The organism is Blastococcus sp. SYSU D00922, assembly GCF_054050495.1.
This window is the reverse complement of sequence record NZ_JBJGZL010000002.1, coordinates 422,167-449,080: the sequence shown is the minus strand read 5'-3', so window position 1 is coordinate 449,080 and position 26,914 is coordinate 422,167. Positions and strand designations below refer to the sequence as shown.

Below are 26,914 nucleotides of genomic sequence, written 5' to 3'. Positions count from 1 at the left end.
GCACTCGACGATGTGGCGTGGGCCACTGGACAGGGCACGTCCGTGGTCTGCCGCGCACGACGGCGGAAACCGGCCCCCTGGGCCGGCCCGCCGTCGTGAGGCGGCCACCGGTCAGGCCACGGACCGGCTCCGCCGGCCCGCGGAAGGAACACCCGACGAGAACGGACGGACATGACTGCCAAGAACCTCCAGGAACTGCTCGACCAGACCGGCGACACCGTCGGTCTCCTGCGCAACTCCCAGCTCGGCGCCTACATCTACCCGGTCGTCCCGTCCGAGTTCACGAACTGGCGCCGGGAGCAGAAGGCATGGCAGCAGACCGCCGTGCTCTTCGACCAGACCCACCACATGTTCAACCTGTTCATCAAGGGTCCGGACGCCCTCAAGCTGATCTCCGACACCGGGATCAACAGCGTGGCCAACTTCCCGGTGAACATGGCGAAGCAGTTCGTCCCGGTCACGCCCGCCGGCAACGTCATCGGTGACGGCATCCTCTTCCACCTCGACGAGGACGAGTTCGTCTACGTCGGTCGCGCTCCCGGCGCCAACTGGCTGCAGTTCAAGGGCGAGACCGGCGGCTACGACGTCGAGATCCGCAACGACCCCCGGTCGCCCTCGCGCCCCTACGGCAAGGCCGTCACGCGCGACCTGTGGCGCTTCCAGATCCAGGGCCCCAACGCCTGGCCGATCATCGAGAAGCTGCACGGCGGCGACCTCGAGCAGCTCAAGTTCTTCCGGATGAGCACCATGAACATCGCGGGGGAGACCGTCCGCACGCTGCGCCACGGCATGGCCGGCGCGCCGGGCCTGGAGATCTGGGGCCCGTACGAGAGCTACGACCGCATCCGCGAGGCCATCCTCGAGGCCGGCCGCGAGTTCGGCCTGGAGCCGGTGGGCTCGCGCGCCTACTCCACCAACACCCTCGAGTCCGGCTGGATCCCCTCGCCGCTGCCGGCCATCTACACCGGCGAGGAGCTGCGCGCGTACCGCGAGTGGCTCGGCGCCGACAGCTACGAGGCGACCAACGCCATCGCCGGCAGCTTCGTGTCCGACGACATCGAGGACTACTACACCAACCCGTGGGACCTCGGGTACGGCTCGTTCGTGAAGTTCGACCACGACTTCATCGGCCGGGACGCCCTCGAGGCCCTGGACAAGGACGCCCAGCGTCGCAAGGTGACGCTGGAGTGGAACTCCGACGACCTCGCGAAGCTGCTGTCCTCTCCGGTCGAGGGTGCGAAGTACCAGTTCTTCGACCTGCCGAACGCCAACTACGGGTCGTCCAACTTCGACAAGGTCATCGACGCCGACGGCCACGTCCTGGGCGTGTCGATGTTCACCGGCATCTCGGCGAACGAGCAGAAGGGCCTGTCGCTGGCCACCATCAGCCCCGACGTGCCGCACGGCGCCGAGGTCCGGGTGGTCTGGGGCGAGCCCGACGGTGGCAGCAAGAAGACGACCGTCGAGCCGCACGAGCAGTTCGAGGTCCGGGCCATCGTGAGCCCCGTGCCCTACGCCAAGATGGCGCGGGAGACCTACCAGGGCGGCTGGCGGACCGCCGGCAAGGCCTGATCCAGGGCGTGCGCTGTGGCCGGGCGACGGACGCTCGTCGCTCGGCCACAGCTGCGTCCGCCCCCGCGACGGCGGGGCGGGCACCCGCTCGACATCGGGTCGGCGTTCGCGTGGATCGCCTCCGGACGGCCGATGACCGAGCAGCGGTCCTCGACCGGCCGTTGATGACGGTCGCGCAACATTCCCACCAAAATCGTCGACAATCTGTGACGCGCTGCATAGGTTCCCCCGGCGGGCAGCGGCCCGATCACCCGAGCAACGGAGCAACGGGAGTGGCAGTCCATGGCGGCTGAACTGACCCTGCAGGACGTGAGCCTGCAGTTCGGCGGCATCAAGGTGCTGCAGGAGGTGAGCTTCTCCGTCGAGCCGGGCCAGATCTTCGGCCTGGTCGGCCCGAACGGGGCCGGCAAGACCTCGCTGTTCAACTGCATCAGCGGGCACTACAAGCCGACGTCGGGCACCGTGCGGATCGACGGCACCGAGGTGCAGGGCTCGCGTCCGGCCACCCTCGCCAAGCACGGCCTGGCCCGGACGTTCCAGCACCCGGCGCTGCAGCTGCACGCGACGGTGCTGGAGAACGTGCTGCTCGGTGCGCACACCCGGCTGCCCGGCGGCGCCCTCGAGTGGGCGGTGCGCACACCGCGGACGTGGCGCAGCGAGAAGCAGCTGCGCGCCGAGGCCCTCGACCTGCTCGAGCGCAACGGCCTGGGCTGGGCCGCCCACCTGCCGGCCGACGAGCTGTCGCACGGTCTGCACAAGGGCGTGGAGCTGTGCCGCGCCCTGCTCATGAAGCCGAAGCTGCTGCTCCTCGACGAGCCGGCCGCGGGCCTGCCGCACGCCGAGGTGGAGACCCTGATCGAGACGGTCCGGCGCCTGCGCACCGACGACGACATCACCGTCGTCATCGTCGAGCACCACATGGGCCTCATCGCCGCGCTCACCGACCGCGTCGTCGTCCTCGACCACGGGGCGAAGCTCATGGAGGGGACGGCGGCCGAGGCCCAGTCCGACCCCCGCGTCATCGAGGCGTACATCGGAAAGGACGCGGCGGATGACGCTGCTTGAGCTCGAGGGCGTCACCGCGTCCTACGGTCCCGTGCAGGTGCTCGACGGGGTGTCGCTGACCGTCCCGGACAACGGCGCGGTCGGCATCCTCGGCGCCAACGGTGCCGGCAAGACCACGACGTTGCGGGCGATCAGCGGCACCGTCCGCGCGGGTGGGCGCATCGTCTTCGACGGCACGGACATCCGCGGCATGCGACCCGACCAGGTGGCCGCCCAGGGCATCGCCCACGTGCCGGAGGGCCGCGGGACGCTGGGTGACCTCACCGTCCGCGAGAACCTGATGGTCGGCGCCTACCTGCGCAAGGACCGCAAGGCCGTCGACCAGGACGTCGAGTACTGCCTGGACCTGTTCCCGAACCTGCGGGACCGCATCACGTCGAACGCCTCGGCGCTCTCCGGCGGGGAGCAGCAGATGCTCGCCGTGTCCCGGGCGATCATGTCCAAGCCGCGGCTCCTGCTCCTGGACGAGGCCTCGCTCGGCCTCGCGCCGAGCACCGCGAAGAACGTGTACGACGCGATCCGGCGGCTGCGCATCGAGTCCGGCATCGCGATGCTCGTGGTCGAGCAGAACGCCAACCTCGCCTTCACCCTCGTCGACAGCGCCACGGTCCTGGAGACCGGCCGCAACGCGCTCACGGGCACGTCCGCGGAGCTCAAGGGCATGGACGAGATCCGCCGCGCATACCTGGGAGGCTGACCCGTGGGAGAGTTCGTCCAGCTCGTGGTCGACGGCCTGTCGACCGGCTCGGTGTACGCGGCCCTCGCCCTGGCGATCGTGCTGGTCCACTCGGCGACCGGGCTCATCAACTTCGCGCAGGGCGGCATGGCCGTCCTGGCCGCGTACGTCGCCTGGGTGCTGACCAACCGGGGCGTGCCGCTCGTGCTCGCCATCCTGGGATCGATCGTCTTCTCGTTCCTGCTCGGGGCCGTGCTCGAGCGGTACCTGATGCGGCGGTTCGAGCGGGGCGACCCCGACACCGCCGTCGTCGTCACGGTCGGTCTGCTGACGCTGATCACCGGGATCGCCGGCTGGCTCTGGTCGTACAACAACCAGCAGTTCCCGTCGCTGTTCCCCCTCGACACGGTGGAGTTCCTGGGGGTCGCGATCAGCATCCGCTCGATCGGCACCACGCTGGTGATCGTCGCGGTGATGATCCTGCTGCAGCTCCTGTTCGTCCGGACCAAGCTCGGGCTGGCGCTGCGGGCGGTCGCGATCAACCCGCAGTCCGCGGCCTTCTCCGGGCTCCCCGTCGGCCGGCTGCTCATGGTCGGCTGGGGCCTCGCGGCGGTGCTCGGCGCCGTCGCCGGCGCGCTCGTCGCGCCGCAGCTCACGCTGACGCCGGGGATGCTCGACAGCGCCCTGGTGTACGCGCTGGCTGCGGTCATCCTCGGGGGCCTCACGAGCCCGATCGGCGTGGTCATCGCCGCCTGGATGATCGGCATCCTGGAGAACCTGGCAGCGGTCTACGTCCCCTTCATCGGCCACGACCTGAAGATCGCCGTGCCGTTCATCCTGCTGTTCGTCGTCCTCATCGTCCGACCCCAGGGCCTGTTCGGCCGGAAGACCGTGGTGCGCGTGTGATGGCCTCCTCCTCGAAGACCGGCTCCTCGAAGGCATCCGCCCCGACGACGGTCCCGGGCACGCCCGCCGCCCCGCCGGGCGCGTCGTGGCGGCAGCGTCCGTGGGTGCGCTGGGGAACTCCGCTGCTGATCGTCGTCGTGCTCGCGGTGGTCCCCCTCCTGGGGACGGAGTTCCAGAACGAGACGCTGGCCCGCATCGGCGTCTTCGCCGTCGCCGTGCTGGGGCTCAACGTGGTGATGGGCTACACCGGTCAGGTCTCGCTCGGCCAGATCTTCTTCTTGGGCTTCGGCGCCTACGTCACCGCGTACGGGGTCCAGCAGGAGTGGAACATCGTCCTGGTCTTCGTGCTGGCCACCCTGCTCCCGGCCGTCGCGGGCCTGCTCGTGGCGCTGGCCGCCGCCCGGCTGGGCGGGCTCGCGATCGCGATGGTGACGATCGCGCTGCCCATCGTCGGCGTGCCCCTGGCCAAGCGGCTCAGCGACTTCACCGGCGGCTCGCAGGGCCTCTCGGCGCGCTTCGCCGAGTCGCCGGAGGGCAGCGGGCTCTACGACGACCAGTGGCAGCTCTACCTCGTGATCGCGATCGGCGGGGTGGTGTTCCTGCTGACGTACTTCCTGGTCCGCGGGAAGTACGGGCGGGCCTTCGCCATCGTCAAGGGGAACGAGGCGGTCGCCGCGTCGATGGGCATCTCGCCCTACCGGTACAAGGTGCTCGCGTTCACCATCGCGTCGGCGATCGGCGGGGTGAGCGGCTTCCTCTACATGCTCGTCATCCAGTACACGTCGCCGGAGACCCTCAGCTTCGGGCACTCGATCGAGCTGCTCGCCGCGATGGTCATCGGTGGCGCGGGGAGCATCGTCGGCTCGCTCCTCGGTGGCGCCTTCTACGTGCTCGTCCCACAGCTGACGAACCAGGTCGACGCCAGCCTCACGGCGTTGCTGCAGGGCGCGATCCTGCTGGTGGTCCTGTTCGTCCTGCCCGGCGGCCTCGCGTCGCTGCCCCGCGCGCTGGGCCGCGGACGCCGGCGCCTGCGCGCCGGCCGCGGCCCCGCCGCTCCACCGACCACTCCGTCATCGACCCACGGGTCGGGCACCGCGGCGGAGCAACCCGAGACAGAGAGGCAAGGTCACGCATGAACAGGCACTTTCGATCGCGCAAGGCGGTCGGGATCGCCGCGGTGTCGGCGCTCACGCTGACGATCACCGCGTGCGGCGGCGGGAACGACGCCGGCCGCGGCGGCGACGCCGCCGAGGGAGCGCCGAGCCCCGGCATCACCGACGACTCGGTCACCCTCGGCATCACCACCCCGCTGAGCGGCGCCACCGCGGGACCGGGCACCTGCACGGTCGCCGGCGTCACGGCGTACTTCGGCATGAAGAACGCCGAGGGCGGCGTCGAGTTCGGCGACGGGAAGACCCGCACCGTCGAGATCGAGGCGCTGGACGACACCTACGACCCGCAGCAGGCCAAGGCGAACTACGACCAGCTCAAGGACGACGTCTTCGCCATGACCGCGGGTCTGGGCACCCCCACCAACCGTGCGTGGCGCGACGCCGCCATCGCCGACGAGGTGCCGCAGGCGCTGATCATGACCGGTGACCCGATCTTCAGCGACGCCGAGGAGAGCCCCTGGCAGCTCGGCTTCGTGCCGATCTACCAGAACGAGGGCCAGGCCTTCGGTGAGCTCCTCGCGACGTCGTCCGGGGACCACAAGGTCGCGATCCTGTCGCAGAACGACGACTACGGAGAGGGCTACGTCGAGGGCTTCAAGGCCGGCATCGAGGGCGCCGACAACATCGAGATCGTCGACGAGCTGACCTACGAGGCGACCGACACCTCCGTCGACGCGCAGATCACCGAGCTCGCCAGCAGCGACGCCGACATCTTCTTCAACGCGATGTCGGTGACCCCGCTGATGATCTCCGCGCTGCAGAAGGCGCAGCAGGTCGGCTGGACGCCGAGCTGGTTCCTGCCCTCGAACACGTCGAGCCCGACGGCGATCCTCGAGCCCGGCGGCGCGGCGGCCTACCCCGGCATCTACTCGGTGGCGTTCTCGAAGACGCCGCAGAGCCCGGCGTTCGCCGAGGACGAGGACGTCGTCGAGTACCTGGGCGCCCTCAAGGAGTACGGCAACTACCCGGACCCGCCGGCGTTCCCGCACTGCCAGTGGAGCTGGATGGTCGGCGCGACGCTCGAGCAGGCCTTCCAGAACATGGAGGAGCCGACCCGGGACAGCTTCATGGAGGCCCTGCGCGCCATCGAGGACTTCCAGGCGCCGCTCATGCTCCCCGACACCGCGGTGAACACCACCGAGGACGGTCAGCCGGCGGTGTCGACGGTGGTCGCGCAGAAGTTCAACGGCCGCGGCTACGACGCGGTCGACACCTTCGAGTGATCCGTCCGACCGCGATCGCCTGATGCGGAGGGGCGGTCCGTCCTCGGACGGGCCGCCCCTTCGCACGGGGTGGATCGTTGACAGGATTGTTGGCAATCCAGGTCGCCTGGGATAGCGTGCGGCCATGGCTTCCGCAGCTCAGGAGACGGCGGAGCGGGCGCTCCGCGAGGCGATCCTCCGCGGGGACATGCCCCCCGGGTACCGGCTGGTCGAGGCGGAGCTCGTCTCCCTGACCGGGGTCAGCCGCAGCGCCGTGCGGCTGGCGATCGACGCGCTGAGCGCGGAGGGGCTGGTCGAGCGGATCCAGAACAAGGGTGCGCGGGTGCGGGTCGTCTCCACCGAGGAGGCCATCGCCATCACCGAGTGCCGGCTGCCCCTCGAGGGGCTGCTCGCCCGCAAGGCGGCCGAGCGGCTCACCGACTCCGAGGCCGACCGGCTCCGGGCGCACCTGCACACGATGGTCGCCGCCGTCGAGTCCGGCGACGTCCTGAAGTACTCCGAGCTCATCCAGCAGCTGCACGGCATGGTGGGCGAGGCCGCCCGGCACCCCATCGCGGCCGACCTCGTCGGCCGGCTGCAGGCCCAGCTGGTCCGCCACCAGTTCCGGCTCTCGCTGCGGCCCGGACGTCCGCGCGTGAGCCTGGCCGAGCTGACCGAGCTGGTCTCCGCGATCACCGACCGCGACCCCGACCGGGCCGAGTCCGCGGCCGCCGAGCACTTCCGCAGCGTCCTCGCTGCGCTGTCCGAGACCACCCCGGAAGCCGGAGGACCAGCGTGAGAAACGTCGTCGTCACCGATCCGCCCCGCGCCGACGCGGGCGACGCCGAGACCCTCGGCGGGTTCGGCGTCGCCACCGTGCACGAGGCGCTGGGACGGGTCGGCTACCTCGGTCCCGAGTTCCGGCCGGCCTGGCCCGGGGCGCGCATCGGCGGCACCGCGGTGACGGTGCTCTGCTGGCCGGGGGACAACCTGATGATCCACGTCGCCGTCGAGCAGTGCCGGCCCGGCGACCTGCTCGTCGTCGCGACCAACTCGCCGTCGACCGACGGGCTGTTCGGCGAGCTGTTCGCCACCGCCCTGGCGCGCCGGGGTGTCCGTGGCGTGGTGCTGGGCTGCGGCGTCCGCGACGTCGCCGAGCTGCGCGAGATGGGGTTCCCCGCGTGGTCCCGGGCGGTCAGCGCCCAGGGGTCGGTCAAGGCCACGGCGGGCGCCGTGAACGTCCCCGTCGTCCTCGGCGGCCAGACGATCCACCCCGGGGACGTCGTCCTCGCCGACGACGACGGCGTGATGGTCGTCCCGCGCGCGGACGTGCCCCGCGCGCTCACCGCCTCGCAGGCGCGGATCGACAAGGAGGCCGCCAGCCGGGCCGCCTTCCAGCAGGGCGAGCTCGGCCTGGACCGGTACGGGCTGCGCGACAAGCTGCCGGGCTTCGGCATCGAGTACGTCCCCTACGAGAAGTACGCGGAGGGGGAGAGGTGAGCTACGACGACACGGGCGTCCGCTGCACCATGCTGCGCGGCGGCACGTCCCGCGGGCTGTTCCTCGAGGCGCAGGACCTGCCGGGCGACCCCGCCGAGCGCGACGCCCTGCTGCTGCGGCTCATGGGCACGCCGGACCCGCGGCAGATCGACGGCCTCGGCGGCGCCACGACGCTGACGAGCAAGGTGGCGGTCGTGTCGCCGTCGGACGACCCGGACGTCGACGTCGACTACCTGTTCCTGCAGCTGGGCGTCGGCGAGGCGACGGTCAGCGACCGGCAGAACTGCGGCAACATCCTGGCCGGCGTCGGCCCGTTCGCCGTCGAGCGCGGTCTCGTCCCCGCCCGCGGTGACGAGACGAGCGTGCGGATCCGGATGGTGAACTCCGGCAGCGTGGCCGTCGCGACCTTCCCGACCCCCGGTGGGCGGGTCGAGTACCGCGGTGACGTCGCCATCGCCGGCGTCCCGGGGACGGCCGCACCCGTCGTCCTCGCGTTCACCGACACGGAGGGCTCGGCGACCGGGGCCCTGCTGCCGACCGGGAACGTGCGGGACACCGTCGAGGGCCTCGAGGTCACCTGCGTCGACAACGGCATGCCGGTCGTCCTCGCGACGGCGGAGTCCTTCGGGCTCACCGGTCACGAGCCCCACGAGCAGCTGGCCGCGGACGCCGCGCTGCTCGCCCGGGTCGACGCGTTCCGCCGCAAGGCCGCGCAGCTGATGGGCATGGGCGACGTCGCGAGTGCGTCGGTGCCCAAGACCGTGCTGCTGGCCGCCCCGGCCGACGGCGGCCAGGTCAGCACCCGGTCGTTCATCCCGGTCCAGCCGCACACCTCGATCGGCGTGCTCGGCGCGGTCAGCGTCGTCACCGGGATGCTGCTGCCGGGCGCCGTCGGGCACGAGCTCACCGCCGACTGGCCGCGGGACACCTCGCAGGTCGACGTCGAGCACCCGACCGGCCACCTGCTCGTCGACGTCGTCGTCGACGCTTCGGTCACCCCGCCGCGGGTGGTCCGCTCCGGGGTGGTCCGCACCGCCCGCAAGCTCTTCGACGGCACGGCCTACCCCCGCGCCTGAACCCACCCATCCTCAGGAGACGCCCGGTGCCACCGCTGCATGACATCGCCCACCTCGCCCACATCGAGCTGCTCACCCACAAGCCGGAGGAGAGTCTCGACTTCTTCGTCCGCTACCTCGGGATGACGGAGAACGGCTCGTCGGGCGACTCGGTGTTCCTGCGGGCGTGGGACGACTACGAGAACACCACGATCAAGCTCACCGCGGCGGCCCAGCCCGGCGTCGGCCGGACGAACTTCCGCGCCGGCACCCCGGAGGCGCTGCAGCGGCGGGTGGCCGCGATCGAGGCGACCGGCCTGGGCAAGGGCTGGCAGGACGGCGACCCCGGCTACGGCCCGGTGTACGTCTTCACCGACCCGGACGGCCACGAGATGGGCGTCTACTACGAGACGGAGTGGTACCGGCCGGAGGGGGACCTGAAGCCGGCGCTCAAGAACCAGGCGCAGGCCTACCCGGGCCGCGGCGTGAGCGTCCGCCGGATCGACCACATCAACTACCTCGGGGTGAACCCGCGGGAGAACCGCGACTTCTTCGTCGACACGCTCGGCGCGATGACCACCGAGCAGATCGTGCTCGACAGCGGCGAGATCGCCGGCACCTGGACCACCTTCACCAACCAGGGCTACAACGCCGTCTGGACCAAGGACAAGACGGGCACGGCCGGCCGGCTGCACCACATCTCCTTCGCCGTCGACAGCCGGGACGACATCATCCGGGCCGCCGACCTGGCGCTGGAGCACGGCGTCCACATCGAGACCGGCCCGCACAAGCACACCATCCAGCAGAGCTTCTTCCTCTACGTCTGGGAGCCGGCCGGCAACCGGATCGAGCTGGACAACCCCGGCGCGCGCCTGGTGTTCGCGCCCGACTGGCAGCCGGTCGACTGGTCCGAGGCCGAGCGCGCCAAGGGCCAGGCGTGGGGCCTCCAGACGATCTCGACGTTCCACACCCACGGCACGCCGCCGGTCCAGCAGTGACCCCGCGCATCGCCGTCCTCGGGCTCGGCGAGGCGGGTTCCCTGATCGCGGCGGACCTCGTCGCCGCCGGGGCGGACGTCCGGGGGTACGACCCCCTGGGCCTCCGCGTGGCCGGGGTGGAGCGGCGCGGCAGCGAGACCGACGCCGTCGCCGACGCCGACCTGGTGCTCAGCGTCAACAGCTCGCACGACGCGATGACGGCGCTCGAGAACGCGCTGCCCGAGCTGCGCGCCGGCACCCTGTGGGCCGACCTCAACACCGCCAGCCCGGGGCTCAAGGTGGCCCTCGCCGAGCGGGCGGCGGAGCGGGACGTACCCGTCGTCGACGTCGCGCTGATGTCCCCGGTGCCGGGCAAGGGTCTCCGGACCCCGATGCTGGTGTCCGGCGAGGCCGCCGGCCGGTACGCCGAGCTGCTCGCCGGCCTGGGGGCCGACGTGGCGGTCCAGCCGGGGCCCGTGGGCACCGCCATCTCGCGCAAGCTGCTGCGCAGCGTCTTCTACAAGGGCCTCGCGGCCGCCGTGGTCGAGGCGCTGCGCGGTGCCGAGGCCGCCGGGTGCGCTGACTGGCTGCGCGGCAACGTCGCGGCGGAGCTCGCGAGCTTCGACGAGCGGACCGTGGACCGGCTGGTCGACGGCACGCACACCCACGCCCGCCGGCGCGCCGACGAGATGGCCGCGGCCACCGAGCAGCTGGAGGAGCTGGGCGTCCCGGCCCGCATCGCACCGGCCGCCCGCGACCTGCTCGTCGAGCTGCGCGACGCAGCTGCCGACGTCCCCCAGGAGGAGAGCGCGTGATCATCGACTGCCACGGCCACTACACGACCGCCCCCGCCGCCCACACCGCGTGGCGGGAGCAGCAGGTGGCCGCCTGGGAGGCCGGGACGACGCCGCCTGCCTACCCCTCGATCAGCGACGACGAGATCCGGGAGACGATCGAGTCCAGCCAGCTCCGGCTGATGGACGAGCGCGGCATCGACGTCACGCTGTTCTCACCCCGTGCCTCGGCCATGGCGCACCACGTCGGCGACGCGGCGGTCAGCCTGGAGTGGTCGCGCCGCTGCAACGACCTGGTGCACCGGGTGGCGACGCTCTACCCGGGCCGCTTCGTCCCGGTGGCGCAGCTGCCGCAGTCCCCGGGCGCGGACCTGGAGGCGTCGATCGCCGAGCTGCGCCGCTGCGTGGAGGAGCTCGGCTTCGTCGGCTGCAACCTCAACCCCGACCCCAGCGGCGGGTTCTGGACGTCGCCGCGCCTGACCGACCGCAGCTGGTACCCGGTCTACGAGGCGATGGTGGAGCTGGACGTGCCGGCGATGGTGCACGTCTCGGCGTCGGCGACGCCGGTGTTCCACGCGACCGGGGCGTTCTACATCAACGCCGACACGACGGCCTTCATGCAGCTCGTCCAGGGCAACCTCTTCGGCGACCTGCCGGACCTGCGCCTGGTCATCCCGCACGGTGGGGGAGCGGTGCCCTACCACTGGGGCCGCTACCGGGGGCTCGCCGACATGCTGGGGCAGCCGGCGGTCGAGTCCAACGTCATGGGGAACGTCTTCTTCGACACCTGCGTGTACCACCAGCCGGGGATCGACCTCCTGCTGGAGGTGGTGGACACCCGGAACGTCCTCTTCGGGTCGGAGATGGTGGGCGCGGTGCGCGGGACCGATCCGCGCACCGGGCAGTACTACGACGACACCCGTCGCTACGTCGAGGCAGCCGTGGCCAAGGGGCTGCTCGACGACGACGGGCGCACGGCGGTGTTCGAGGGCAACGTCCGGCGCGTCTACCCCCGCCTCGAGGCGGCGCTGGCGGGCGCCCGGGGGTGACCCCGCCCGGGGTCAGTTCGTCTCGGGGACCCGGAGGTGGGCGATGGCGACGTCGAACTCGGCGGTGCCGACCACCTCGATGCCCATCGCCGGGGCGAACGCCTCGCGGAACTCGCGCGCGCCCTCGCCCGCCTGCTCGAGGTGCTCGCCGCTGTCGTAGGAGATCGCGGCCGCGGTGAGCCCCTCGTCGCGGCGCACCATGATGCTGACGCTGCAGAACCCCGGCAGGTCGTCGAGCTTCGGCATCAGCGACAACCGGACGGCGTCCACGGCGCGCGGGACGGCGTCCGGTTCCGTGCGCAGCCAGGTGACGCGCGCCCGTGCGCCGGCCGGCGCCTCGAGCACCCGGTGCATGGCGGCGATCTCCCACTCCTCCAGCTCCGGCGTGCCACCGAGGAGCTCCGCGGTGCGCTCGGCGGCCGAGCGGACGCCCTCCCGGCTGGCCTCCATCGCCGCGGCGTCCCGCCAGGACGTGGTCACGATGCACCGGCCGGTGCTGCCGTCGGCCAGCATGGACAGGCCCACGCAGCCGTCCATCGCCCGCACCTGCGGCATGACCTCGTCCCGGACGAAGCCGGTCGCGGCGGACACCGACCCCGGGGTGCCCTGGATCGTGGTGGATCGGGCACGCATCTCGGCCACTGGTCCTCCTGGTGCGGGTCGGGCCGGCGACGGTGCCGACGGGGCACAGGGTGGTGGCTCCGCGGGTGCGCGGCAACCCGGGCTTCCCGTCACCGTGCGTCACACGACACATGTCCCGGCGTGACCGCGACGCGGCGGCCTGTGGTGCGCGTCACCTCCTGGTGAGGATCGGGGTACGGCGCGTACCGGAGCACTGACGGCACATATGAGGGATCTCCTCCGGCGCCCGACCACGCAAGCCCCCACGACACGCGACGGAGAAACCAGCCTCATGCGGTCACGCCCACCATCCCTGTTCCGCCTCGCGACGCTCGCGGTCATGACGGCCACGGCGAGCGCGGCGCTCGTCGCCCCTGCGGCCTCCGCGGCGCCCCCACCCCGCCAGCCCGCCCCTGCCGATCCGGTCATGGCGTGCGGGGACCTGACGCAGCTCGCCCTTCCGGGCACGACGGTCACCGCCGCGGCCGCCGACGCCGGTGACGCGACGACGCCGGCCTCGTGCCGCGTCACCCTCAGCGTGGCCGACCCCGAGGACAGCGGCGTCGTCACGGTCTGGGTGTACCTGCCCGAGGACACCTGGAACGGCCGCTTCCAGGGCGTCGGCGGGGGCGGGTTCTCCGGCGGCAGCACCGACCGGCTGCTCGCGCCGCTGCGCAACGGGTACGCCGCGGCGGCGACGGACGCGGGCCACGTCGGCTCCGCGGGCACCTTCGGGCTGTACCCGGACGGCACCCCGAACTGGCCCGCCCGGGAGGACTTCGGCCACGAGGGCGTCCACGACATGACCGTCACCGCCAAGGCGGTCGTGCAGGCCTACTACGGGCAGGCCCCCGCGTACTCCTACTGGAACGGCTGCTCCACCGGCGGCCGGCAGGGGCTCATGGAGGCCCAGAGGTACCCGGACGACTACGACGGCGTCCTCGCCGGCGCCCCGGTGATCAACTTCCCCGAGATGCAGACCGGCCAGATCTGGGGCCAGATCGTCATGCTGCAGGAAGACAACCCGATCCCGGCGTGCAAGTTCGAGACCGCGCTGGCGGCCGCGATCCAAGCGTGCGACACCGTCGGTGACGGCGTCGTCGACGGCGTCATCGGCGACCCCTTCGCCTGCGACTTCGACCTCACCAGGCTCATCGGCACCCCCACGCCGTGCGGCGCGATCACCGAGGACGACGTCGCGGTCATGCAGCGCATCCACGAGGGGCCGCGGGGGACCGACGGTCGCTTCCTCTGGTACGGCCTGCCGTACGGCGCCCCCTACGCCGGCCTGCACGACGTGAAGCTCGACGGCTCCGGCCAGCTGGTCGGCAACCCGTTCGTCTACGACCTGTGGTGGATCCAGTACTTCCTGGCCGACGACCCGGCGTTCGACTGGCGGACGATCGACTACGCCGACTTCGAGGGCCTGTTCGACCTCGCGGTCGAGCGGTACGGCGACATGATGGGCGCGAGCGACCCGGACCTCTCGGCGTTCCGCGCGAGCGGCGGCAAGCTCCTGATGTGGCACGGCCTCGCCGACTTCGGCGTCACCGTCAAGGGCACCGTCGACTACTACGAGCGGCTGCTCGACGAACTCGGCCCCGGCCACACCCAGCAGTTCGCGCGGCTCTTCCTCGCCCCGGGCGTGGGCCACTGCGGCGGCGGGGCCGGCGCCCAGCTGACCGACCCGTTCGCCGCGCTGGTCCAGTGGGTGGAGCAGGGCAAGGCGCCGAAGACCCTCGACGCCCGCACCACCGCGGGCGCCACCCGGCCCGTCTGCGCCTACCCGTTCGTGGCGCGGTGGACCGGGCGGGGCGACTCGGCCGACGGCAGCACGTACCGCTGCGTGCCGGCGACGCGCCTGGAGCTGCGGGAGGCCTGACGCAGGACGGCGGGCCCCGGTCGCGACAGAACACCGTCGCGGCCGGGGCCCGGTCGCGCGGCGTCCCGCGTCGATTGTCGCGGCGGGCGTCGTCCTGCCGACGCAGGGATGTGGTCATCTGTGGGATGCGGCACAGCTGAGGCGGCACGTAGCTTCAGCGACGGCACGGTTCTCTTTCCGAACGAGGAGGCGCAATGACGCGGCCCGCCGACGCGCAGCACGGTGTCCTGGTCCTGTCCTGCCAGGACGCACCCGGAATCGTGCACGCGGTCTCCGGACTGCTCGTGCAGGAGGGCTGCACGATCATCGAGAGCCACCAGTTCGACAGCCTCACCAGCGGCATGTTCTACATGCGGGTCGAGTTCGCGCGGGCCGACGGCGGGCCGCTCGACTTCGGCCACCTGTGCGGCGCCTTCGAGGAGGTCGCCCAGCGCTTCGAGATGAACTGGCGGATCGCCGACGCCGCGGAGCGCCAGCGGGTCCTGATCATGGTGAGCCAGTACGCGCACTGCCTGAACGACCTGCTCTTCCGCAACTCGATCGGCGAGCTCAACCTCGACGTCGTCGCCGTGGTGTCCAACCACCCCGACCTCAAGGGCATCGCCGACTTCTACGGCGTGCCCTTCCACCACATCCCGGTGACCCGGGACACCAAGCCGGAGGCCGAGGCGGCGCTGCTCGAGATCGTGCGGGCGGAGCGGGTCCAGCTCGTCGTCCTGGCCCGCTACATGCAGATCCTCTCCGACGACCTCTGCCGGGCGCTCGAGGGACGGGCGATCAACATCCACCACTCGATGCTGCCGAGCTTCAAGGGCGCCCGCCCCTACCACCAGGCGCACGCCCGGGGGGTCAAGTTCATCGGCGCGACGGCGCACTACGTCACCGCCGACCTGGACGAGGGCCCCATCATCGAGCAGGAGATGCTGCGGGTCAGCCACTCGCTCAGCCCGGAGCAGCTCGCCGCCCGGGGACGGGAGGCGGAGACCCGGGCCCTCGCGCACGCGGTGCGCTGGCACACGGAGAACCGCGTCGTCATCCACGGGAACCGGACCGTCGTCTTCGAGTGAGCCGCCGGGGGGCACCACCCGGTGATCGCGCGCGGGTGGCCGCCGTCCTGCTGGTGGCACTCAACCTCCGCGGCGCCATCGCGGCGGTCGGCCCCGTGCTGCCCGAGCTGCGGCGCGACCTCGCGCTGTCGGCGACGACGGCCGGCCTGCTGACCGCCCTGCCGGTGCTGTGCTTCGCCGCCCTCGCGCCGGCGGCGGCCCGGGTGGGCCGGCGCGTCGGCACGCGGGCGGCGCTGCTGGGCAGCCTGGTGGCCCTCGCGGTCGGCACCGCGCTGCGGGTGCTCGACGGGGCGCCGGTGCTCCTGGCGGGCACGTTCGTCGTCGGCGCCGCCATGACCGTGGGCAACGTCCTGCTCCCGGTCGTGGTGAAGGGCGGGTTCGGTCCCCGCGCGGGGGCCGTGACCGGGCTGTACACGGCCGCACTGGCGGCGGGCGCCGCGCTGACGGCCGCGCTCAGCGCCCCGGTGGCCGACCTGGGCGGCTGGCGGCTCGGCCTGGCGGTCTGGGCGCCGCTCCCGCTGGTGGCGGCGGTGGTGTGGGTCGGCGTCGGGTGGACGGCGCCGACCGGGACGACGCAGCGGCACGACGCACCGGGCGCGTCCGGCGCGTCCCCGGTGCGCGTGTGGCGGGCACCGGTGGCCTGGGCGGTGAGCGTCGTCCTCGCCCTGCAGTCGGCGCTCTACTACGCGCTCACGACGTGGCTGCCGAGCCTGCTCACCGAGGACCTCCGGCTCACCGCCGGGACCGCGGCCGTGGCGGCGTCGGTGTTCCAGGTGCTCGGCATCCCGGGGGCGATGGCCGTGCCGGCCCTGCTCGGCCGGTGGGGGAGCCAGGTCAGGCTGGCGATCGCGGTGGCGATCGGCTGGGCCCTCGTCCCGGCCGGGCTGCTGCTCTGGCCGGAGGCGTGGCCGGCCTGGGTCGTGATCGGGGGGCTCGCCCAGGGGGCGGGCATCTCGCTGGCCTTCGCGCTGGTGGTCCTCCGCTCGGCGGACGACGAGGTCGTCCGCCGGGTCTCGGGCATGTCCCAGCTGGTCGGCTACTCGGTGGGCGCCGCCGCCCCGCTGGCCGTCGGCGGCCTGTACGCCGTCACCGGCGGGTGGGGTGCGCCGCTGCTGCTCCTTCTCGGCGCCGCGGCCGCCCTCGGCGTCGTCGGATCGGTGGCCGGGCGCCCCGCCGTCCTGGGGGGCGCCCGGGCAGCTCAGCCGTAGAAGCGGAAGACCGGCTCGGCGATGCACACCGGCTTGGCGGCGCCCTCGGCCTCGATCACCGCGGAGGCGGTCACCTGCAGGCCGCCGGCGATCTCCTCGACCTCCTTGAGCGTGGCGGTGAGGCGCAGCTTGGCGCCGACCGGCACGGGGGCGGGGAAGCGGACCTTGTTCAGCCCGTAGTTGACGCCCATCTTCACGTCGGTGACGACCAGGACCTCCGACCACATGGGGATGAGCAGCGACAGCGTGAGGTAGCCGTGGCCGATCGGCCCGCCGAAGGGGCTCTCGGCCTTGGCGCGCTCGACGTCGACGTGGATCCACTGGTGGTCGCCGGTGGCGTCGGCGAAGAGGTTCACCCGCTCCTGGGTCACCTCGACCCAGTCGCTGGTCCCGAGCTCGGTGCCCTTGAGGGAGGGCAGCTCGGCGAGGGTGGTGGTGGTGCTGCTCATGCGGAGGACTCCTCGGTGGTGGCGTAGCGGTGGCGCAGGTCGGGCTTGCGGATCTTCCCGGTGGCGGTCTTGGGCAGGGCGTCGGCGAACTCCACGAGCCGGGGCACCTTGAATCCGGCGAGACGTTCGCGGAGGGCGGCGCGGATGGCGTCCGGGTCCCGGTCGGCGCCGGGTGCGGTGACGAGGACGGCGAGCCCGACCTCGCCCCACTTCTCGTCCGGCACGCCGATGACGGCGGCCTCGACGATGCCGGGCAGCTCGAGGAGCGCGGACTCCACCTCGGCCGGGTACACGTTCTCGCCGCCGGAGATGATCATGTCCTTGTAGCGGTCGCGGATGTAGAGGTAGCCGTCCTCGTCGGTGGACCCGGCGTCCCCGGAGTGGTACCAGCCGTCGACGATGGCGGCGGCCGTCCCCTCCGGGTCGTTCCAGTAACCGGCCATGATGTTCGGCCCGGAGAGCACCACCTCGCCGATCTCGCCCGGCGCGCACTCGGTGCCGTCGGGGCCGACCACCCGGACGTCGACGAAGAACTGCGACTTGCCGGCCGAGCCGACCTTCGCGACCGCGTCGGCGCTGTCCAGCGCGGTGCCGGCCGGGGCGGACTCGGTCATCCCGTAGGCCTGCTGCACGGTGACGCCGCGGTCGAGCCAGGTGCGCAGGAGGGGAAGGGGGAGGGGGGCGCCGGCCGCGCCGATGGTGCGCAGGGCGGACAGGTCGACCGTGTCGAAGTCCGGCTGCCGGCTGATGGCGTCGAGCATGGTGGGGACGGCGAAGAACGACGTCACCCGCTGCTCGACGATGGTCCGCAGCGTCGCCGGCGGGTCGAAGCCGCGGACGAGGACGACGCACCCGCCGCGCAGAAGCGTGGGGTTGAGGGTGCCGTTGAGCCCGCCGATGTGGAACAGCGGCGCCAGGCCCAGCGTGCGCTCGTCCGGGGTGAAGTCGAAGCCGAGGATCTGGTTGATGCACGACCAGGTCATGTTCCCGTGGGTCAGCGTGGCGCCCTTGGGCCGGCCGGTCGTCCCGGACGTGTACATGATCAGGCAGTGGTCGTCGAGGGTGACCGGCTCGTCGCGGAGCACCGGCTCGGCGTCGGCGAGCAGCTGCTGCCAGTCGAGGGAGTCCGCGCCGCCGTCGAGCGGCGTCTCGGCGGCCGCCCAGTGCCGGACGGCCGGCACCTGGGCCCGGAGCGCGTCCGCCGTCGCCCCGTGCTCGCGCCCGTGGACGACGACGCTCGCGCCGGAGTGCTCGAGCACGTAGCGCGCCTCGGGCACGGTGAACCGGGCGTTCACCGGGACCCAGATCGCGCCGAGCTGGCCGCACGCGTAGAGCACCTCGAGCGCGGCGGGGTGGTTGGCGCCGAACCAGGCGACCCGGTCGCCGCGCTGCACCCCCAGCGCGGCCAGCGCGGACGCGGCCCGGCGGACGCGGAGGGCGAACTCGCCGTGCGTCGTCGTCGAGCCCTCGAACCAGATCGCCGGCTTGTGCGGGGAGATCCGCAGCCGGCGCTCGGGCCAGGAGCCCAGGCCCGCGTTCCTCATCGCAGCCCCAGGGCTGTGATGGCGTTCTCCTTCATGATCAGCGGCCTGACCTCGGGCTTGATGTCCAGCTGCTCGAAGTCCGCGATCCAGCGCTCGGGGCGCAGCAGCGGGTAGTCCGAGCCGAAGAGCACCTTCTTCTTCAGCAACCCGTTGGCGGCCTTCACCAGCTGCGGCGGGAAGTACTTGGGCGACCAGCCCGACAGGTCGATGTAGACGTTGGCCTTGTGGGTGGCCACCGAGATGGCGGCGTCCTGCCACGGCACCGAGGGGTGGGCCATGATGATCGTGAGCCCGGGGAAGTCGGCGGCGACGTCGTCGAGGAGCATGGGGTCGGAGTAGCGCAGCTTGATGCCCCGCCCGCCCGGCAGTCCCGCGCCGATGCCGGTCTGGCCGGTGTGGAAGAGCGCCGGGACGCCGAGGCTCTGCAGCTCCTCGTAGAGCGGGTAGACCTCGGGGTCGTTGGGCTCGAAGGCCTGGATCGACGGGTGGAACTTGAACCCGCGCACGCCGTGCTGCTCGACGAGCTTGCGGGCCAGCGCGATGCCCTTGCTCCCCCGCGCGGGGTCCACGGAGCCGAACGGGATCAGCACGTCGGGGTGCTCGGCGGCGAGGTCGGCGATCTCCTCGTTCGACAGCGCCGGGTGGCCGGTGGCGTGCTCGATGTCGACGGTGAAGACGACGGCGGCCATGTTCTTGGCCCGGTAGTCCGCGGCGATGTCGGGCACCGTCGGGTCGTAGGGCTCGCCCTTGAAGTACTTCGCCGCCGCGGCGTTGAGCTCGTCGTCCAGGGCCAGGTGGCCGTGGGTGTCGGCGTGCACGTGGGTGTGCACGTCGATCGCGACCAGGTTGTCCAGATCCAGCCGGAGCGTCACTTCGGGGGCTCCGGGAACTGCTGCCCCACCGTCTGCTGCGAGCCCGCGAACCGGTCCGGCCACACCCCGGCGATCGCGTCGGCCGACCAGCCGGTGCCGTCGGCGAACTCGACGACCACCTCGCTCGGGTGCGACCACAGCGCCAGGCGGTCGCCGCCGATGCCGACCGCCTGCCCGGTGATGCCGGACGCGGCGTCGGAGGCGAGGAAGGCGACCAGCCCGGCGGCGTCCTCGGGACTGCCGAAGGCGAGCTCGCGGCGGGCGTACGGCGGCAGCGGCTCGCCGGCCTTCAGCGCGTCGACGAAGGGCTTGAGGAAGGGCACGGTCTCGGTCATCGCGGTGGCGGCGACCGGCACGATCGCGTTCACCGTGATCTCCGCGCGGGCGAGCTCCATCGCCCAGGTGCGGACCATCCCGACGATGCCGGCCTTGGCGGCGGCGTAGTTGGTCTGCCCGAAGTTGCCGACCTGGCCGGTGGGGGAGCCGACGCAGATGATGCGGCCGCCCTCGCCCTGCTCACGCATGCGGACCGCGGCCGCGCGCGTGCAGGTGAAGGTGCCGCGCAGGTGCGTGGTGATGACGGCGTCGAAGTCCTCGTCGCTCATCTTCCAGAGCGTCGTGTCGCGCAGGATGCCGGCGTTGTTCACGAGGACGTCGAGCCGCCCGAACTCGTCGACCGCGCGGTCCACCAGCGCCTGGGCGGCCTCGCTCGAACCCACGGCGACGACCTCCGCGACCGCGCTGCCGCCGTCGCCGGTGATCGTCTTCACCGCGGCGTCGGCGACCTCGGGGTCGACGTCGTTGACGACGACGGCGGCGCCCGACCGGGCGAGCTCGCGGGCGTAGGCGAGGCCGAGGCCCCGTCCGGATCCGGTGACGACGGCGACCTTGCCGGTCAGGTCCACGGCTGCTCCTCATCCAGGGGGTGGTGCTGGCAACGTAGGTGCGTATCGTGGAGGTTGTCAACGATGGAGGAACACATGGTTCAGCCCCTGGCCGACGACCTCGGCTTCCTGCTCTCGCGCGCCAGCGGGCAGGTGGTCCGGGCGACCAACGCGGCGCTCGCCGAGCACGGTCTCCGGGTGCGGCAGTACTCGGTCCTGGTGCTGGCCTGCGAGACCGTCGAGGGGATCAGCCAGCGGGAGCTGGCCACGGTGCTGGGGCTCGACCCGTCCCAGGTGGTGCTGCTCGTCGACGAGCTGGCCGCCGCCGGTCTGGTGGAGCGGCAGGCTCCCGAGGCGGACCGGCGCACCCGGCTGGTGGTCCCGACCGCGGAGGGCCGCCGGGTCCGCGAGGCGGCGGGCCGGGACGCCGACGTCGCCGTCGAGACGCCGCTGAGCCTGCTCGGTCAGGCCGAGCGCGACCGCCTGCGCGACATGCTCACCCGGATCTGGACCGCGGCCGGCTGAGGGCCGGGTCCCGCGTCCTGCGCGATCAGCGGCCGTTGGCCCGCAGGCTGCGCTCCAGGGCCGCCCGGGCGGCCGGCTCGAGGCCGTCGAACACCCGGCGGTAGACCGCGCTGCTGGTCGCGGCGGGCCAGTCCGGGCCCAGCTGCGCGGCCGGCAGCCCGGGGTCGGTGCGCAGCAGGGACAGCCAGTCGGCGCCCAGCAGGGTCAGCTGGGCGAGCGAGCCGGCCACCGCCGGCGGGCGGCTCCAGGTCTCGACGAACCGCAGGTGGGCGGCCCGGACGGCGGGCACGTCCCACGCCCGGTGCACCAGGCGGTCGACGTCGGTGCCGGGCAGGACCCGCGCGGCGAAGGCGTCCGCGAGGCCCGCGACCTCGGCGAGGTCGGAGCGGCCCAGGACGGCGGCGACGTCGACGGTCCCGGGTGCGATCCACAGCCCGTCGCGCAGGCCGCCGAACCCCGCCCAGGTGAGCCGCGCGCGCACGCGGTGCCGCAGGTCGCGCCGGCTCTCGGGCATCGAGTAGCTCAGCAGCGTCCACTCGCCGTCGGGGTGCTCGAACGGTGTCGTCGAGGCGACCCGGCCGGTGGCCTCCCGCAGCACGTCCTCGGCCAGCGGCGTGAGCGCGTACTCCGCCGTCCGCCCGACCTGGCCGCGGGACAGCAGCCCGCGCTGGGTCATCCGCTTCAGGGTGGCCCGGCCGGCCGCCTCGGCGACACCCAGGTCGGCGAGCAGGTCGAGCAGGGTCATCGAGGGCAGTGGCGGGAAGCCGGCGTCGAGGACCAGGGCGCCGAAGAAGCTCAGCAGCAGCGACTGCGGTCGGTGCGCACCGGCGGGCGCCGCCGGCTCCCTCGCCGGTTCCAGCGCGTCGTCCAGCGCCTGCAGCGCGCTCATGCGCCTCCCTCCTTCGCGTCGCCGATCAGAGCACAGCCCGTTTCGGTATCGACAAAGTTAGACACTTGCTTGACGTGCGTCTACGACGGCTCTAGCTTTTCGGTGACCTGCACCACGCCACACCGCCGTCGGGTCGACCGGCCGAGCCCTGAGGACCGCCGATGTCACCTCCCCTCCTGAGCGTCGAGCACCTCGACGTCTCCTACGACGGGGCCGTCCAGGCCCTGCGCGACGTGTCGCTGGACGTGGACGCCGGCTCGGTGGTGGCGGTCCTGGGCTCCAACGGCGCCGGGAAGACCTCGCTGCTGCGGGCGATCTCGCGGGCGCTGGGTTCCTACGGCGGCGCCGTCACCGGCGGCACGATCCGCTACCAGGGGACCGACCTCGCCGGCATGGACGCCTCCGAGGTCGTCCGGCGGGGCCTGGTCCAGGTGCCCGAGGGACGGCGGGTGTTCCGCGACCTGACCGTCGAGGAGAACCTGCAGGCCGGAGGGTTCACCGTCCGGGACGCCAAGCGCCGCAACGAGGCGCGCGACCGGGTGTTCGACCTCTTCCCGGTGCTGGCCGAGCGGCGGTCCCAGCTCGGGGGCCTGCTCTCCGGCGGCCAGCAGCAGATGCTGGCGATGGGCCGGGCGCTCATGACCTCGCCCGAGCTGCTGCTGCTCGACGAGCCGTCGCTGGGCCTGGCCCCGCTCCTGGTCGACCAGATCGGCGAGATCGTCACCCAGATCAACGCGCAGGGGACCGCCGTCCTGCTCATCGAGCAGAACGCCGTCATGGGCCTCCGCGTCGCCGACCGCGCGTACGTGCTCGAGGTCGGCCACGTGACCGCCTCGGGCAGCGCCGACGAGCTGGCGGCCAGCGACGACGTCCGCGAGCGCTACCTGGGCGTCGCCGTCCCGGTCCGCGCCGCCGACCTCGTCGTCACCGAGCCGGCCATCCCGACGGCGGAGGCGCCCAAGCGCCTCGCGGTCGAGGACCTCACCGTCCGGTTCGGCGGCATCGCGGCGCTGTCGGACGTGTCCTTCACCGTCGAGCCCGGCACGGTGCACGCGCTCATCGGGCCCAACGGGGCGGGCAAGTCCACCTGCATCAACGTGCTCGGCGGCGCCTACCGCGCGACCGAGGGCCGCGTGACCTACGGCGACGACGTCCTCACCTCGCTGCCCGCCCACCGGACCGCCGGGCTCGGGGTGGCGCGGACCTTCCAGAACATCTCGCTCGCCCTCGAGGACACCGTCGAGGACAACCTGCTCGTCGGCCGGCACCGGCTGATGCGCGCGGGTGTCGTGACCGGCGCACTGCGGCTGCCGGGCGCCCGGCGCGAGGAGCGCCGGCACCGGGAGACCGTGCGCGACATCGCCGAGATGCTCGGCCTCACACCGCTGCTGGGCGCCCCCGTGCACAGCCTGTCCTACGGCAACCGCAAGCGCGTCGAGATGGGCCGGGCGCTGGCCGCCCGCCCGTCGCTGCTCCTGCTCGACGAACCGGTCGCGGGCATGACGCACGGCGAGTCGCAGGAGATGGCCGAGACCATCCGGCAGGTCCGCCGCGACCTCGGCCTCTCGATCCTGCTCGTCGAGCACGACATGCCCTTCGTCATGGGGCTCGCCGAGCACGTCACCGTCCTCGACTTCGGCAAGAAGATCGCCGAGGGCACTCCTGCGGAGGTCCAGCGCGACCCCGAGGTGCTCCGGGCCTACCTGGGAGCGGCAGCCGTATGAGCTATTTCCTGACCCAGGTCCTCAACGGCCTGTCCTACGGGCTGGTGCTGAGCCTCATCGCGGCCGGCTTCGCGATCGTGTTCACCTCCACGGGGGTGCTCAACTTCGCGCACGGCTCCGTCGTCCTGCTGGGCGCCTACCTGGTGGCGGTCACCCAGCCCACCATCGGGTTCTGGCCCGCGGTGCTGGTCGGGATCGCCGGGGCCGCGCTGGTGGGGGTGCTCATCAACGCCCTGCTGGTGCGCAACCTCGCCGACCCCAACCCCGGCACCGCGGCGATCCTGATGCTGGGCGTCGACATCCTGCTGCTCACCGAGCTGACCCGGCGCATCGGCAACGAGGTGCTGCCCCTCGGTGCGCCCTGGGGCAACGACGTCGTCCGCTTCGGCGGCATCGCCCTGCCGGCCGGCCGCGTGCTGGCGGCCGGGGTCGCCGTCGTCGTCTTCGCCGGCCTGTGGTTCCTCTTCGCCCGCACCCGCCTCGGCGTCGGGATGCGCGCCGCGGCGGCGGACGGGCCGACGGCCTCGCTGATGGGCATCCGGCTCTCCCGCACCGGCGCCACCGGGTGGGCGCTCGCCGGCGTGCTCGCCGCCCTCGCCGGGATCTTCCTGACCTCGTTCCCGGCACCCGGGGTCGCCCCACCGGTGGCGCTGTCGGCCTTCCTCGCCATCCCGGCCTGGGTGCTGGGTGGGTTCGACTCGGTGCCGGGTGCGGTGCTCGGCGGCTTGGTCATCGGGCTGGTGACGGCGCTGACGGTCGGCTACGAGAGCGACCTGCACTTTCTGGGCAGCGGGTTCGGCGAGGTCGTGCCCTACGTCGTGATGATCGTCGTCCTGCTCGTGCGCCCCCAGGGCCTGCTCGGCAGCAAGGAGGCAGTCCGTGTCTGACCTGGTCCGCCGGATCGCCGGCCTCGGCCTCCTGCTGGTCGCCGTCGCCCTGCCCCTGGTGCTCGAGGACTTCTGGCTCCAGCTCGGCCTCTTCGTGATGGCCACGATGGTCGGTGCCGTGGGCCTCACCCTGCTGGTGGGTGTGGCCGGACAGCTCTCGCTCGGGCACGCCGCCTTCGCCGCCATCGGCGCCTACGTCTACGTCTGGGCGACGTCGGAGTCCACGCCCACGCTCTCGGGGGCGGGCCTGCCCGCCGGCATCGGGCTCGTGCTCGCCGTCGCCGCGGCCGCGCTCGTCGGGTTCGTGTTCTCGCCGGTCGCCAGCCGGCTGCGCGGCATCTACCTCGGCCTGGCGACGCTCGGCCTGGTGTTCCTCGTCCGGCACCTCCTGCTGAACCTGGACACCTGGACCGGCGGCTTCAACGGTCGCTCGGTGGAGCCGTTCACGATCGCCGGTTTCAGCTTCAGCAACCGCGATCCCGACTACCTCGCCGTCGCGGGCGTGGAGTTCGAGGGCCTGCACCGGCTCTGGTACCTGTTCCTCGTCCTCACCCTGCTGGCCTGCTGGCTGGCCGCAAACCTGCGGTCCAGCCGCACGGGCCGGGCCTGGGCGAACGTGCGCGACAGCGAGACCGCCGCGGCGGCCATGGGCATCGGCGTGGCCCGGCACAAGGCCTCGGCCTTCGTCGTGTCCTCCGGCTACGCCGGCCTGGCCGGCGCCCTGCTCGCGCTGGCCTACGGCCGGCTGGCGCCCGACGTCTTCACGCTCACGGTGTCGGTCGACTTCCTGGTCATGATCGTGATCGGCGGGCTCGGCTCCGTGGGCGGCGCGATGGTGGGCGCGCTGTTCGTCACCGCGCTGCCCCTCGTGCTGACCCAGTACAGCGACGCGCTGCCCTTCATGGCCGCCCCCGGATCCGGCGGGCTGGACCCGGCGACGACGTCCCGGCTGCTCTACGGGCTGGCCATCATCGCCGTCCTCATCTTCCTGCGCGGGGGCCTCGCCGGCGCCTTCCGCCGGCTCACCGGACGCCGTGGCGCGTCCGGCGCGCCCGACGACACCGGCGGCCCCACCACACCGATCGACCCCGGCCACGAGGCCGGGGACCACCCCTCGAGGTCGAAGGAGACCGCTCGATGAGGAAGACCCGTCCCGCACTGGTCGCCGCAGCAGCCTGCCTGTTCGCGGTCAGCGCCTGCTCCACCACGGAGCCGGAGGCCGCCGGCGGCGGTGACTCCGGAGACGTCGAGACCGGCAACGGGGTCACCGACTCCGCCATCAACATCGGCGTCCTCACCGACCTCTCCGGTCCCTTCGCCGCGGGAGCGGCCGTGCAGGTCACCGAGTTCCAGGCCTACTGGGACCAGGTCAACGCCGACGGCGGCGTCTGCGAGCGCGACGTCGAGATGCAGGTCCAGGACCACGCCTACGACCCGCAGAAGGCCGTCTCGCTGTACCGCAGCATGTCCGCCGACATCGTCGCGCTGCAGCAGGTCCTGGGCGGGCCGACGAGCGCCGCCGTCCTCCCGCTGGCGCAGCAGGACAGCGTCTACGTCGGCGGTGTCGGCTGGGCCAGCACCGCGCTGGAGTACGAGAACAACCAGTTGCCCGGTGCCAGCTACAGCATCGAGGGCGCGAACGCGATCGACTACCTCGTCGACGAGCTCGGCCTGTCCGAGGGTGACAAGGTCGGCGTCGTCTACTTCGTCGGCGACTACGGCAGCGACGCCCTCGCCGGCGCCGAGCACGCCGCCGAGGAGCGGGGCCTGGAGATCGTCCCGCAGGAGATCACCCCCGCGGTCACCGACCTCTCCGCGCAGGCCTCGGCCCTGGTGCAGGAGGGCGTCAACGCCGTCGTCCTCGGTGCCGCGCCCGCCCAGCTGGCCTCGCTGGCCGGCGTCCTCTCCTCCCAGGGCGCGGACGTGCCGATCGTCGGGATGAACCCGACCTTCAACCCGGCGCTGCTGAACACGCCGGCCGCCGACGCGCTGCTGGCCAACACGTACAGCATCACCAGCGTCGCCCCGTACGCCTCGGACGCGCCCGGCGTGCAGGCGGCCAACGAGCTGTACACCGAGGCCGACCCCGAGGGCGCCCTCGGCTGGGAGGTCCCCCTGGCCTACGGCCAGGCCGAGCTGCTGAAGAACGTCCTCGAGGACGCCTGCGAGGCCGGCGACCTGACGCCGGAGGGCGTGGTCGAGGCGCTCGGCAACGCCTCCGACGTCAACACCGACGGTGTCTTCCCCGACGGTCTGGACTACACGAACGTGGGCGAGTCCCCGACCCGGACCGTCTTCGTCTCCAAGGTCAGCGACACCGCCGAGGCCGGGCTGGAGGTCCTCGAGGACGCGTACGTGGGCCCCAGCGCCGAGAGCTACACGTTCGGCTGACGC

At 72.6% G+C, this 26,914-nt stretch carries 26 protein-coding genes; 20 read left to right on the top strand and 6 right to left on the bottom strand.

The window, feature by feature from the left end; genetic code table 11:
* Positions 1-171 precede the first annotated feature (171 nt).
* From ligM to ACI78T_RS04755, 12 genes are all read left to right on the top strand, one after another.
* Positions 172-1,572 carry a vanillate/3-O-methylgallate O-demethylase gene (ligM, locus tag ACI78T_RS04810; protein WP_456556936.1) on the top strand — a complete coding sequence of 467 codons (1,401 nt, stop codon included), beginning with the start codon at positions 172-174 and terminating at the stop codon, positions 1,570-1,572.
* Between the two features lie 282 nt (positions 1,573-1,854).
* Complete coding sequence (locus tag ACI78T_RS04805) at positions 1,855-2,637, top strand: ABC transporter ATP-binding protein (RefSeq protein ID WP_456556935.1); 783 nt, start codon at positions 1,855-1,857, stop codon at positions 2,635-2,637.
* Entirely contained in the window at positions 2,624-3,334 is a 711-nt protein-coding gene (locus ACI78T_RS04800; protein WP_456556934.1) for an ABC transporter ATP-binding protein, read from the top strand. Before ACI78T_RS04805 ends, ACI78T_RS04800 begins: the two co-directional genes overlap by 14 nt.
* A 3-nt stretch (positions 3,335-3,337) precedes the next feature.
* A complete protein-coding gene (locus ACI78T_RS04795; protein WP_456556933.1) occupies positions 3,338-4,219 on the top strand; it encodes a branched-chain amino acid ABC transporter permease in 882 nt (293 codons plus the stop codon).
* A 104-nt stretch (positions 4,220-4,323) separates the two neighbouring features.
* Positions 4,324-5,355 (top strand): branched-chain amino acid ABC transporter permease, encoded by a 1,032-nt coding sequence (locus tag ACI78T_RS04790; protein WP_456556932.1) that lies wholly within the window; start codon positions 4,324-4,326, stop codon positions 5,353-5,355.
* Positions 5,352-6,614, top strand: a complete 1,263-nt coding sequence (locus ACI78T_RS04785; RefSeq protein WP_456556931.1) for an ABC transporter substrate-binding protein — start codon at positions 5,352-5,354, stop codon at positions 6,612-6,614. Before ACI78T_RS04790 ends, ACI78T_RS04785 begins: the two co-directional genes overlap by 4 nt.
* A 124-nt stretch (positions 6,615-6,738) precedes the next feature.
* Entirely contained in the window at positions 6,739-7,392 is a 654-nt protein-coding gene (locus tag ACI78T_RS04780) for a GntR family transcriptional regulator (RefSeq protein ID WP_456556930.1), read from the top strand.
* Positions 7,389-8,093, top strand: coding sequence for a 4-carboxy-4-hydroxy-2-oxoadipate aldolase/oxaloacetate decarboxylase (locus ACI78T_RS04775; protein ID WP_456556929.1), 705 nt, complete (start codon positions 7,389-7,391; stop codon positions 8,091-8,093). The genes ACI78T_RS04780 and ACI78T_RS04775 overlap by 4 nt, the downstream gene beginning before the upstream one ends.
* Positions 8,090-9,169, top strand: coding sequence for a 4-oxalomesaconate tautomerase (locus ACI78T_RS04770; RefSeq protein WP_456556928.1), 1,080 nt, complete (start codon positions 8,090-8,092; stop codon positions 9,167-9,169). The genes ACI78T_RS04775 and ACI78T_RS04770 overlap by 4 nt, the downstream gene beginning before the upstream one ends.
* 26 nt (positions 9,170-9,195) lie before the next feature.
* Entirely contained in the window at positions 9,196-10,146 is a 951-nt protein-coding gene (locus ACI78T_RS04765) for a VOC family protein (protein WP_456556927.1), read from the top strand.
* On the top strand, positions 10,143-10,940 hold the full coding sequence (locus ACI78T_RS04760) for a DUF1932 domain-containing protein (protein ID WP_456556926.1): 798 nt from the start codon (positions 10,143-10,145) through the stop codon (positions 10,938-10,940). The genes ACI78T_RS04765 and ACI78T_RS04760 overlap by 4 nt, the downstream gene beginning before the upstream one ends.
* Positions 10,937-11,968, top strand: a complete 1,032-nt coding sequence (locus ACI78T_RS04755; RefSeq protein ID WP_456556925.1) for an amidohydrolase family protein — start codon at positions 10,937-10,939, stop codon at positions 11,966-11,968. The genes ACI78T_RS04760 and ACI78T_RS04755 overlap by 4 nt, the downstream gene beginning before the upstream one ends.
* A 12-nt stretch (positions 11,969-11,980) precedes the next feature.
* Here ACI78T_RS04755 and ACI78T_RS04750 read toward each other — a convergent pair whose 3' ends face one another.
* Positions 11,981-12,601 carry a putative quinol monooxygenase gene (locus ACI78T_RS04750; protein ID WP_456556961.1) on the bottom strand — a complete coding sequence of 207 codons (621 nt, stop codon included), beginning with the start codon at positions 12,599-12,601 and terminating at the stop codon, positions 11,981-11,983.
* A 328-nt stretch (positions 12,602-12,929) separates the two neighbouring features.
* Between ACI78T_RS04750 and ACI78T_RS04745 the strand changes: the two genes are divergently transcribed.
* From ACI78T_RS04745 to ACI78T_RS04735, 3 genes are all read left to right on the top strand, one after another.
* Entirely contained in the window at positions 12,930-14,471 is a 1,542-nt protein-coding gene (locus ACI78T_RS04745) for a tannase/feruloyl esterase family alpha/beta hydrolase (RefSeq protein ID WP_456556924.1), read from the top strand.
* A 194-nt stretch (positions 14,472-14,665) separates the two neighbouring features.
* Positions 14,666-15,538 (top strand): formyltetrahydrofolate deformylase, encoded by an 873-nt coding sequence (gene purU / locus ACI78T_RS04740; RefSeq protein WP_456556923.1) that lies wholly within the window; start codon positions 14,666-14,668, stop codon positions 15,536-15,538.
* A 35-nt stretch (positions 15,539-15,573) separates the two neighbouring features.
* Positions 15,574-16,746 carry an MFS transporter gene (locus ACI78T_RS04735; RefSeq protein WP_456556922.1) on the top strand — a complete coding sequence of 391 codons (1,173 nt, stop codon included), beginning with the start codon at positions 15,574-15,576 and terminating at the stop codon, positions 16,744-16,746.
* Here the strand turns inward: ACI78T_RS04735 and ACI78T_RS04730 are convergent.
* The 4 genes from ACI78T_RS04730 to ACI78T_RS04715 are packed head-to-tail and all read right to left on the bottom strand — an operon-like array spanning position 16,737 to position 20,516.
* Complete coding sequence (locus tag ACI78T_RS04730) at positions 16,737-17,195, bottom strand: MaoC family dehydratase (protein ID WP_456556921.1); 459 nt, start codon at positions 17,193-17,195, stop codon at positions 16,737-16,739. The genes ACI78T_RS04735 and ACI78T_RS04730 overlap by 10 nt on opposite strands.
* Complete coding sequence (locus tag ACI78T_RS04725; protein ID WP_456556920.1) at positions 17,192-18,739, bottom strand: acyl-CoA synthetase; 1,548 nt, start codon at positions 18,737-18,739, stop codon at positions 17,192-17,194. The genes ACI78T_RS04730 and ACI78T_RS04725 overlap by 4 nt, the downstream gene beginning before the upstream one ends.
* Positions 18,736-19,599: an amidohydrolase family protein gene (locus ACI78T_RS04720; RefSeq protein WP_456556960.1), complete on the bottom strand. Its 864-nt coding sequence runs from the start codon at positions 19,597-19,599 to the stop codon at positions 18,736-18,738. Before ACI78T_RS04720 ends, ACI78T_RS04725 begins: the two co-directional genes overlap by 4 nt.
* An 8-nt stretch (positions 19,600-19,607) precedes the next feature.
* The gene (locus ACI78T_RS04715; protein ID WP_456556919.1) at positions 19,608-20,516 is read right to left on the bottom strand and encodes an SDR family NAD(P)-dependent oxidoreductase; all 909 of its coding nucleotides are present in this window, start codon (positions 20,514-20,516) and stop codon (positions 19,608-19,610) included.
* Positions 20,517-20,591: 75 nt separating this feature from the next.
* Between ACI78T_RS04715 and ACI78T_RS04710 the strand changes: the two genes are divergently transcribed.
* Positions 20,592-21,020: a MarR family winged helix-turn-helix transcriptional regulator gene (locus tag ACI78T_RS04710; RefSeq protein WP_456556918.1), complete on the top strand. Its 429-nt coding sequence runs from the start codon at positions 20,592-20,594 to the stop codon at positions 21,018-21,020.
* Between the two features lie 25 nt (positions 21,021-21,045).
* On the opposite strand, the gene ACI78T_RS04705 is transcribed toward ACI78T_RS04710, so the two are convergent.
* Positions 21,046-21,909, bottom strand: coding sequence for a PaaX family transcriptional regulator (locus tag ACI78T_RS04705; RefSeq protein WP_456556917.1), 864 nt, complete (start codon positions 21,907-21,909; stop codon positions 21,046-21,048).
* Between the two features lie 161 nt (positions 21,910-22,070).
* On the opposite strand from ACI78T_RS04705, the gene ACI78T_RS04700 reads away from it, so the two are divergent.
* Genes ACI78T_RS04700 through ACI78T_RS04685 form a run of 4 tightly spaced genes read left to right on the top strand, consistent with a single transcriptional unit; the run spans position 22,071 to position 26,911 of the window.
* On the top strand, positions 22,071-23,633 hold the full coding sequence (locus ACI78T_RS04700; protein ID WP_456556916.1) for an ATP-binding cassette domain-containing protein: 1,563 nt from the start codon (positions 22,071-22,073) through the stop codon (positions 23,631-23,633).
* Entirely contained in the window at positions 23,630-24,520 is an 891-nt protein-coding gene (locus ACI78T_RS04695; RefSeq protein ID WP_456556915.1) for a branched-chain amino acid ABC transporter permease, read from the top strand. The genes ACI78T_RS04700 and ACI78T_RS04695 overlap by 4 nt, the downstream gene beginning before the upstream one ends.
* On the top strand, positions 24,513-25,661 hold the full coding sequence (locus ACI78T_RS04690) for a branched-chain amino acid ABC transporter permease (RefSeq protein WP_456556914.1): 1,149 nt from the start codon (positions 24,513-24,515) through the stop codon (positions 25,659-25,661). The genes ACI78T_RS04695 and ACI78T_RS04690 overlap by 8 nt, the downstream gene beginning before the upstream one ends.
* Positions 25,658-26,911, top strand: a complete 1,254-nt coding sequence (locus ACI78T_RS04685) for an ABC transporter substrate-binding protein (protein WP_456556913.1) — start codon at positions 25,658-25,660, stop codon at positions 26,909-26,911. Before ACI78T_RS04690 ends, ACI78T_RS04685 begins: the two co-directional genes overlap by 4 nt.
* The last annotated feature ends 3 nt before the right edge of the window (positions 26,912-26,914 follow it).

Bases quoted from the DNA above. Each gene is read 5' to 3' on its own strand.
- ligM (WP_456556936.1), top strand. From the start codon at position 172: ATGACTGCCAAGAACCTCCAGGAACTGCTCGACCAGACCGGCGACACC.
- ACI78T_RS04805 (WP_456556935.1), top strand. From the start codon at position 1,855: ATGGCGGCTGAACTGACCCTGCAGGACGTGAGCCTGCAGTTCGGCGGC.
- ACI78T_RS04800 (WP_456556934.1), top strand. From the start codon at position 2,624: ATGACGCTGCTTGAGCTCGAGGGCGTCACCGCGTCCTACGGTCCCGTG.
- ACI78T_RS04785 (WP_456556931.1), top strand. From the start codon at position 5,352: ATGAACAGGCACTTTCGATCGCGCAAGGCGGTCGGGATCGCCGCGGTG.
- ACI78T_RS04780 (WP_456556930.1), top strand. From the start codon at position 6,739: ATGGCTTCCGCAGCTCAGGAGACGGCGGAGCGGGCGCTCCGCGAGGCG.
- ACI78T_RS04750 (WP_456556961.1), bottom strand. From the start codon at position 12,601: ATGCGTGCCCGATCCACCACGATCCAGGGCACCCCGGGGTCGGTGTCC.
- ACI78T_RS04745 (WP_456556924.1), top strand. From the start codon at position 12,930: ATGACGGCCACGGCGAGCGCGGCGCTCGTCGCCCCTGCGGCCTCCGCG.
- purU (WP_456556923.1), top strand. From the start codon at position 14,666: ATGACGCGGCCCGCCGACGCGCAGCACGGTGTCCTGGTCCTGTCCTGC.
- ACI78T_RS04730 (WP_456556921.1), bottom strand. From the start codon at position 17,195: ATGAGCAGCACCACCACCACCCTCGCCGAGCTGCCCTCCCTCAAGGGC.
- ACI78T_RS04725 (WP_456556920.1), bottom strand. From the start codon at position 18,739: ATGAGGAACGCGGGCCTGGGCTCCTGGCCCGAGCGCCGGCTGCGGATC.
- ACI78T_RS04710 (WP_456556918.1), top strand. From the start codon at position 20,592: ATGGTTCAGCCCCTGGCCGACGACCTCGGCTTCCTGCTCTCGCGCGCC.
- ACI78T_RS04705 (WP_456556917.1), bottom strand. From the start codon at position 21,909: ATGAGCGCGCTGCAGGCGCTGGACGACGCGCTGGAACCGGCGAGGGAG.
- ACI78T_RS04700 (WP_456556916.1), top strand. From the start codon at position 22,071: ATGTCACCTCCCCTCCTGAGCGTCGAGCACCTCGACGTCTCCTACGAC.
- ACI78T_RS04695 (WP_456556915.1), top strand. From the start codon at position 23,630: ATGAGCTATTTCCTGACCCAGGTCCTCAACGGCCTGTCCTACGGGCTG.
- ACI78T_RS04685 (WP_456556913.1), top strand. From the start codon at position 25,658: ATGAGGAAGACCCGTCCCGCACTGGTCGCCGCAGCAGCCTGCCTGTTC.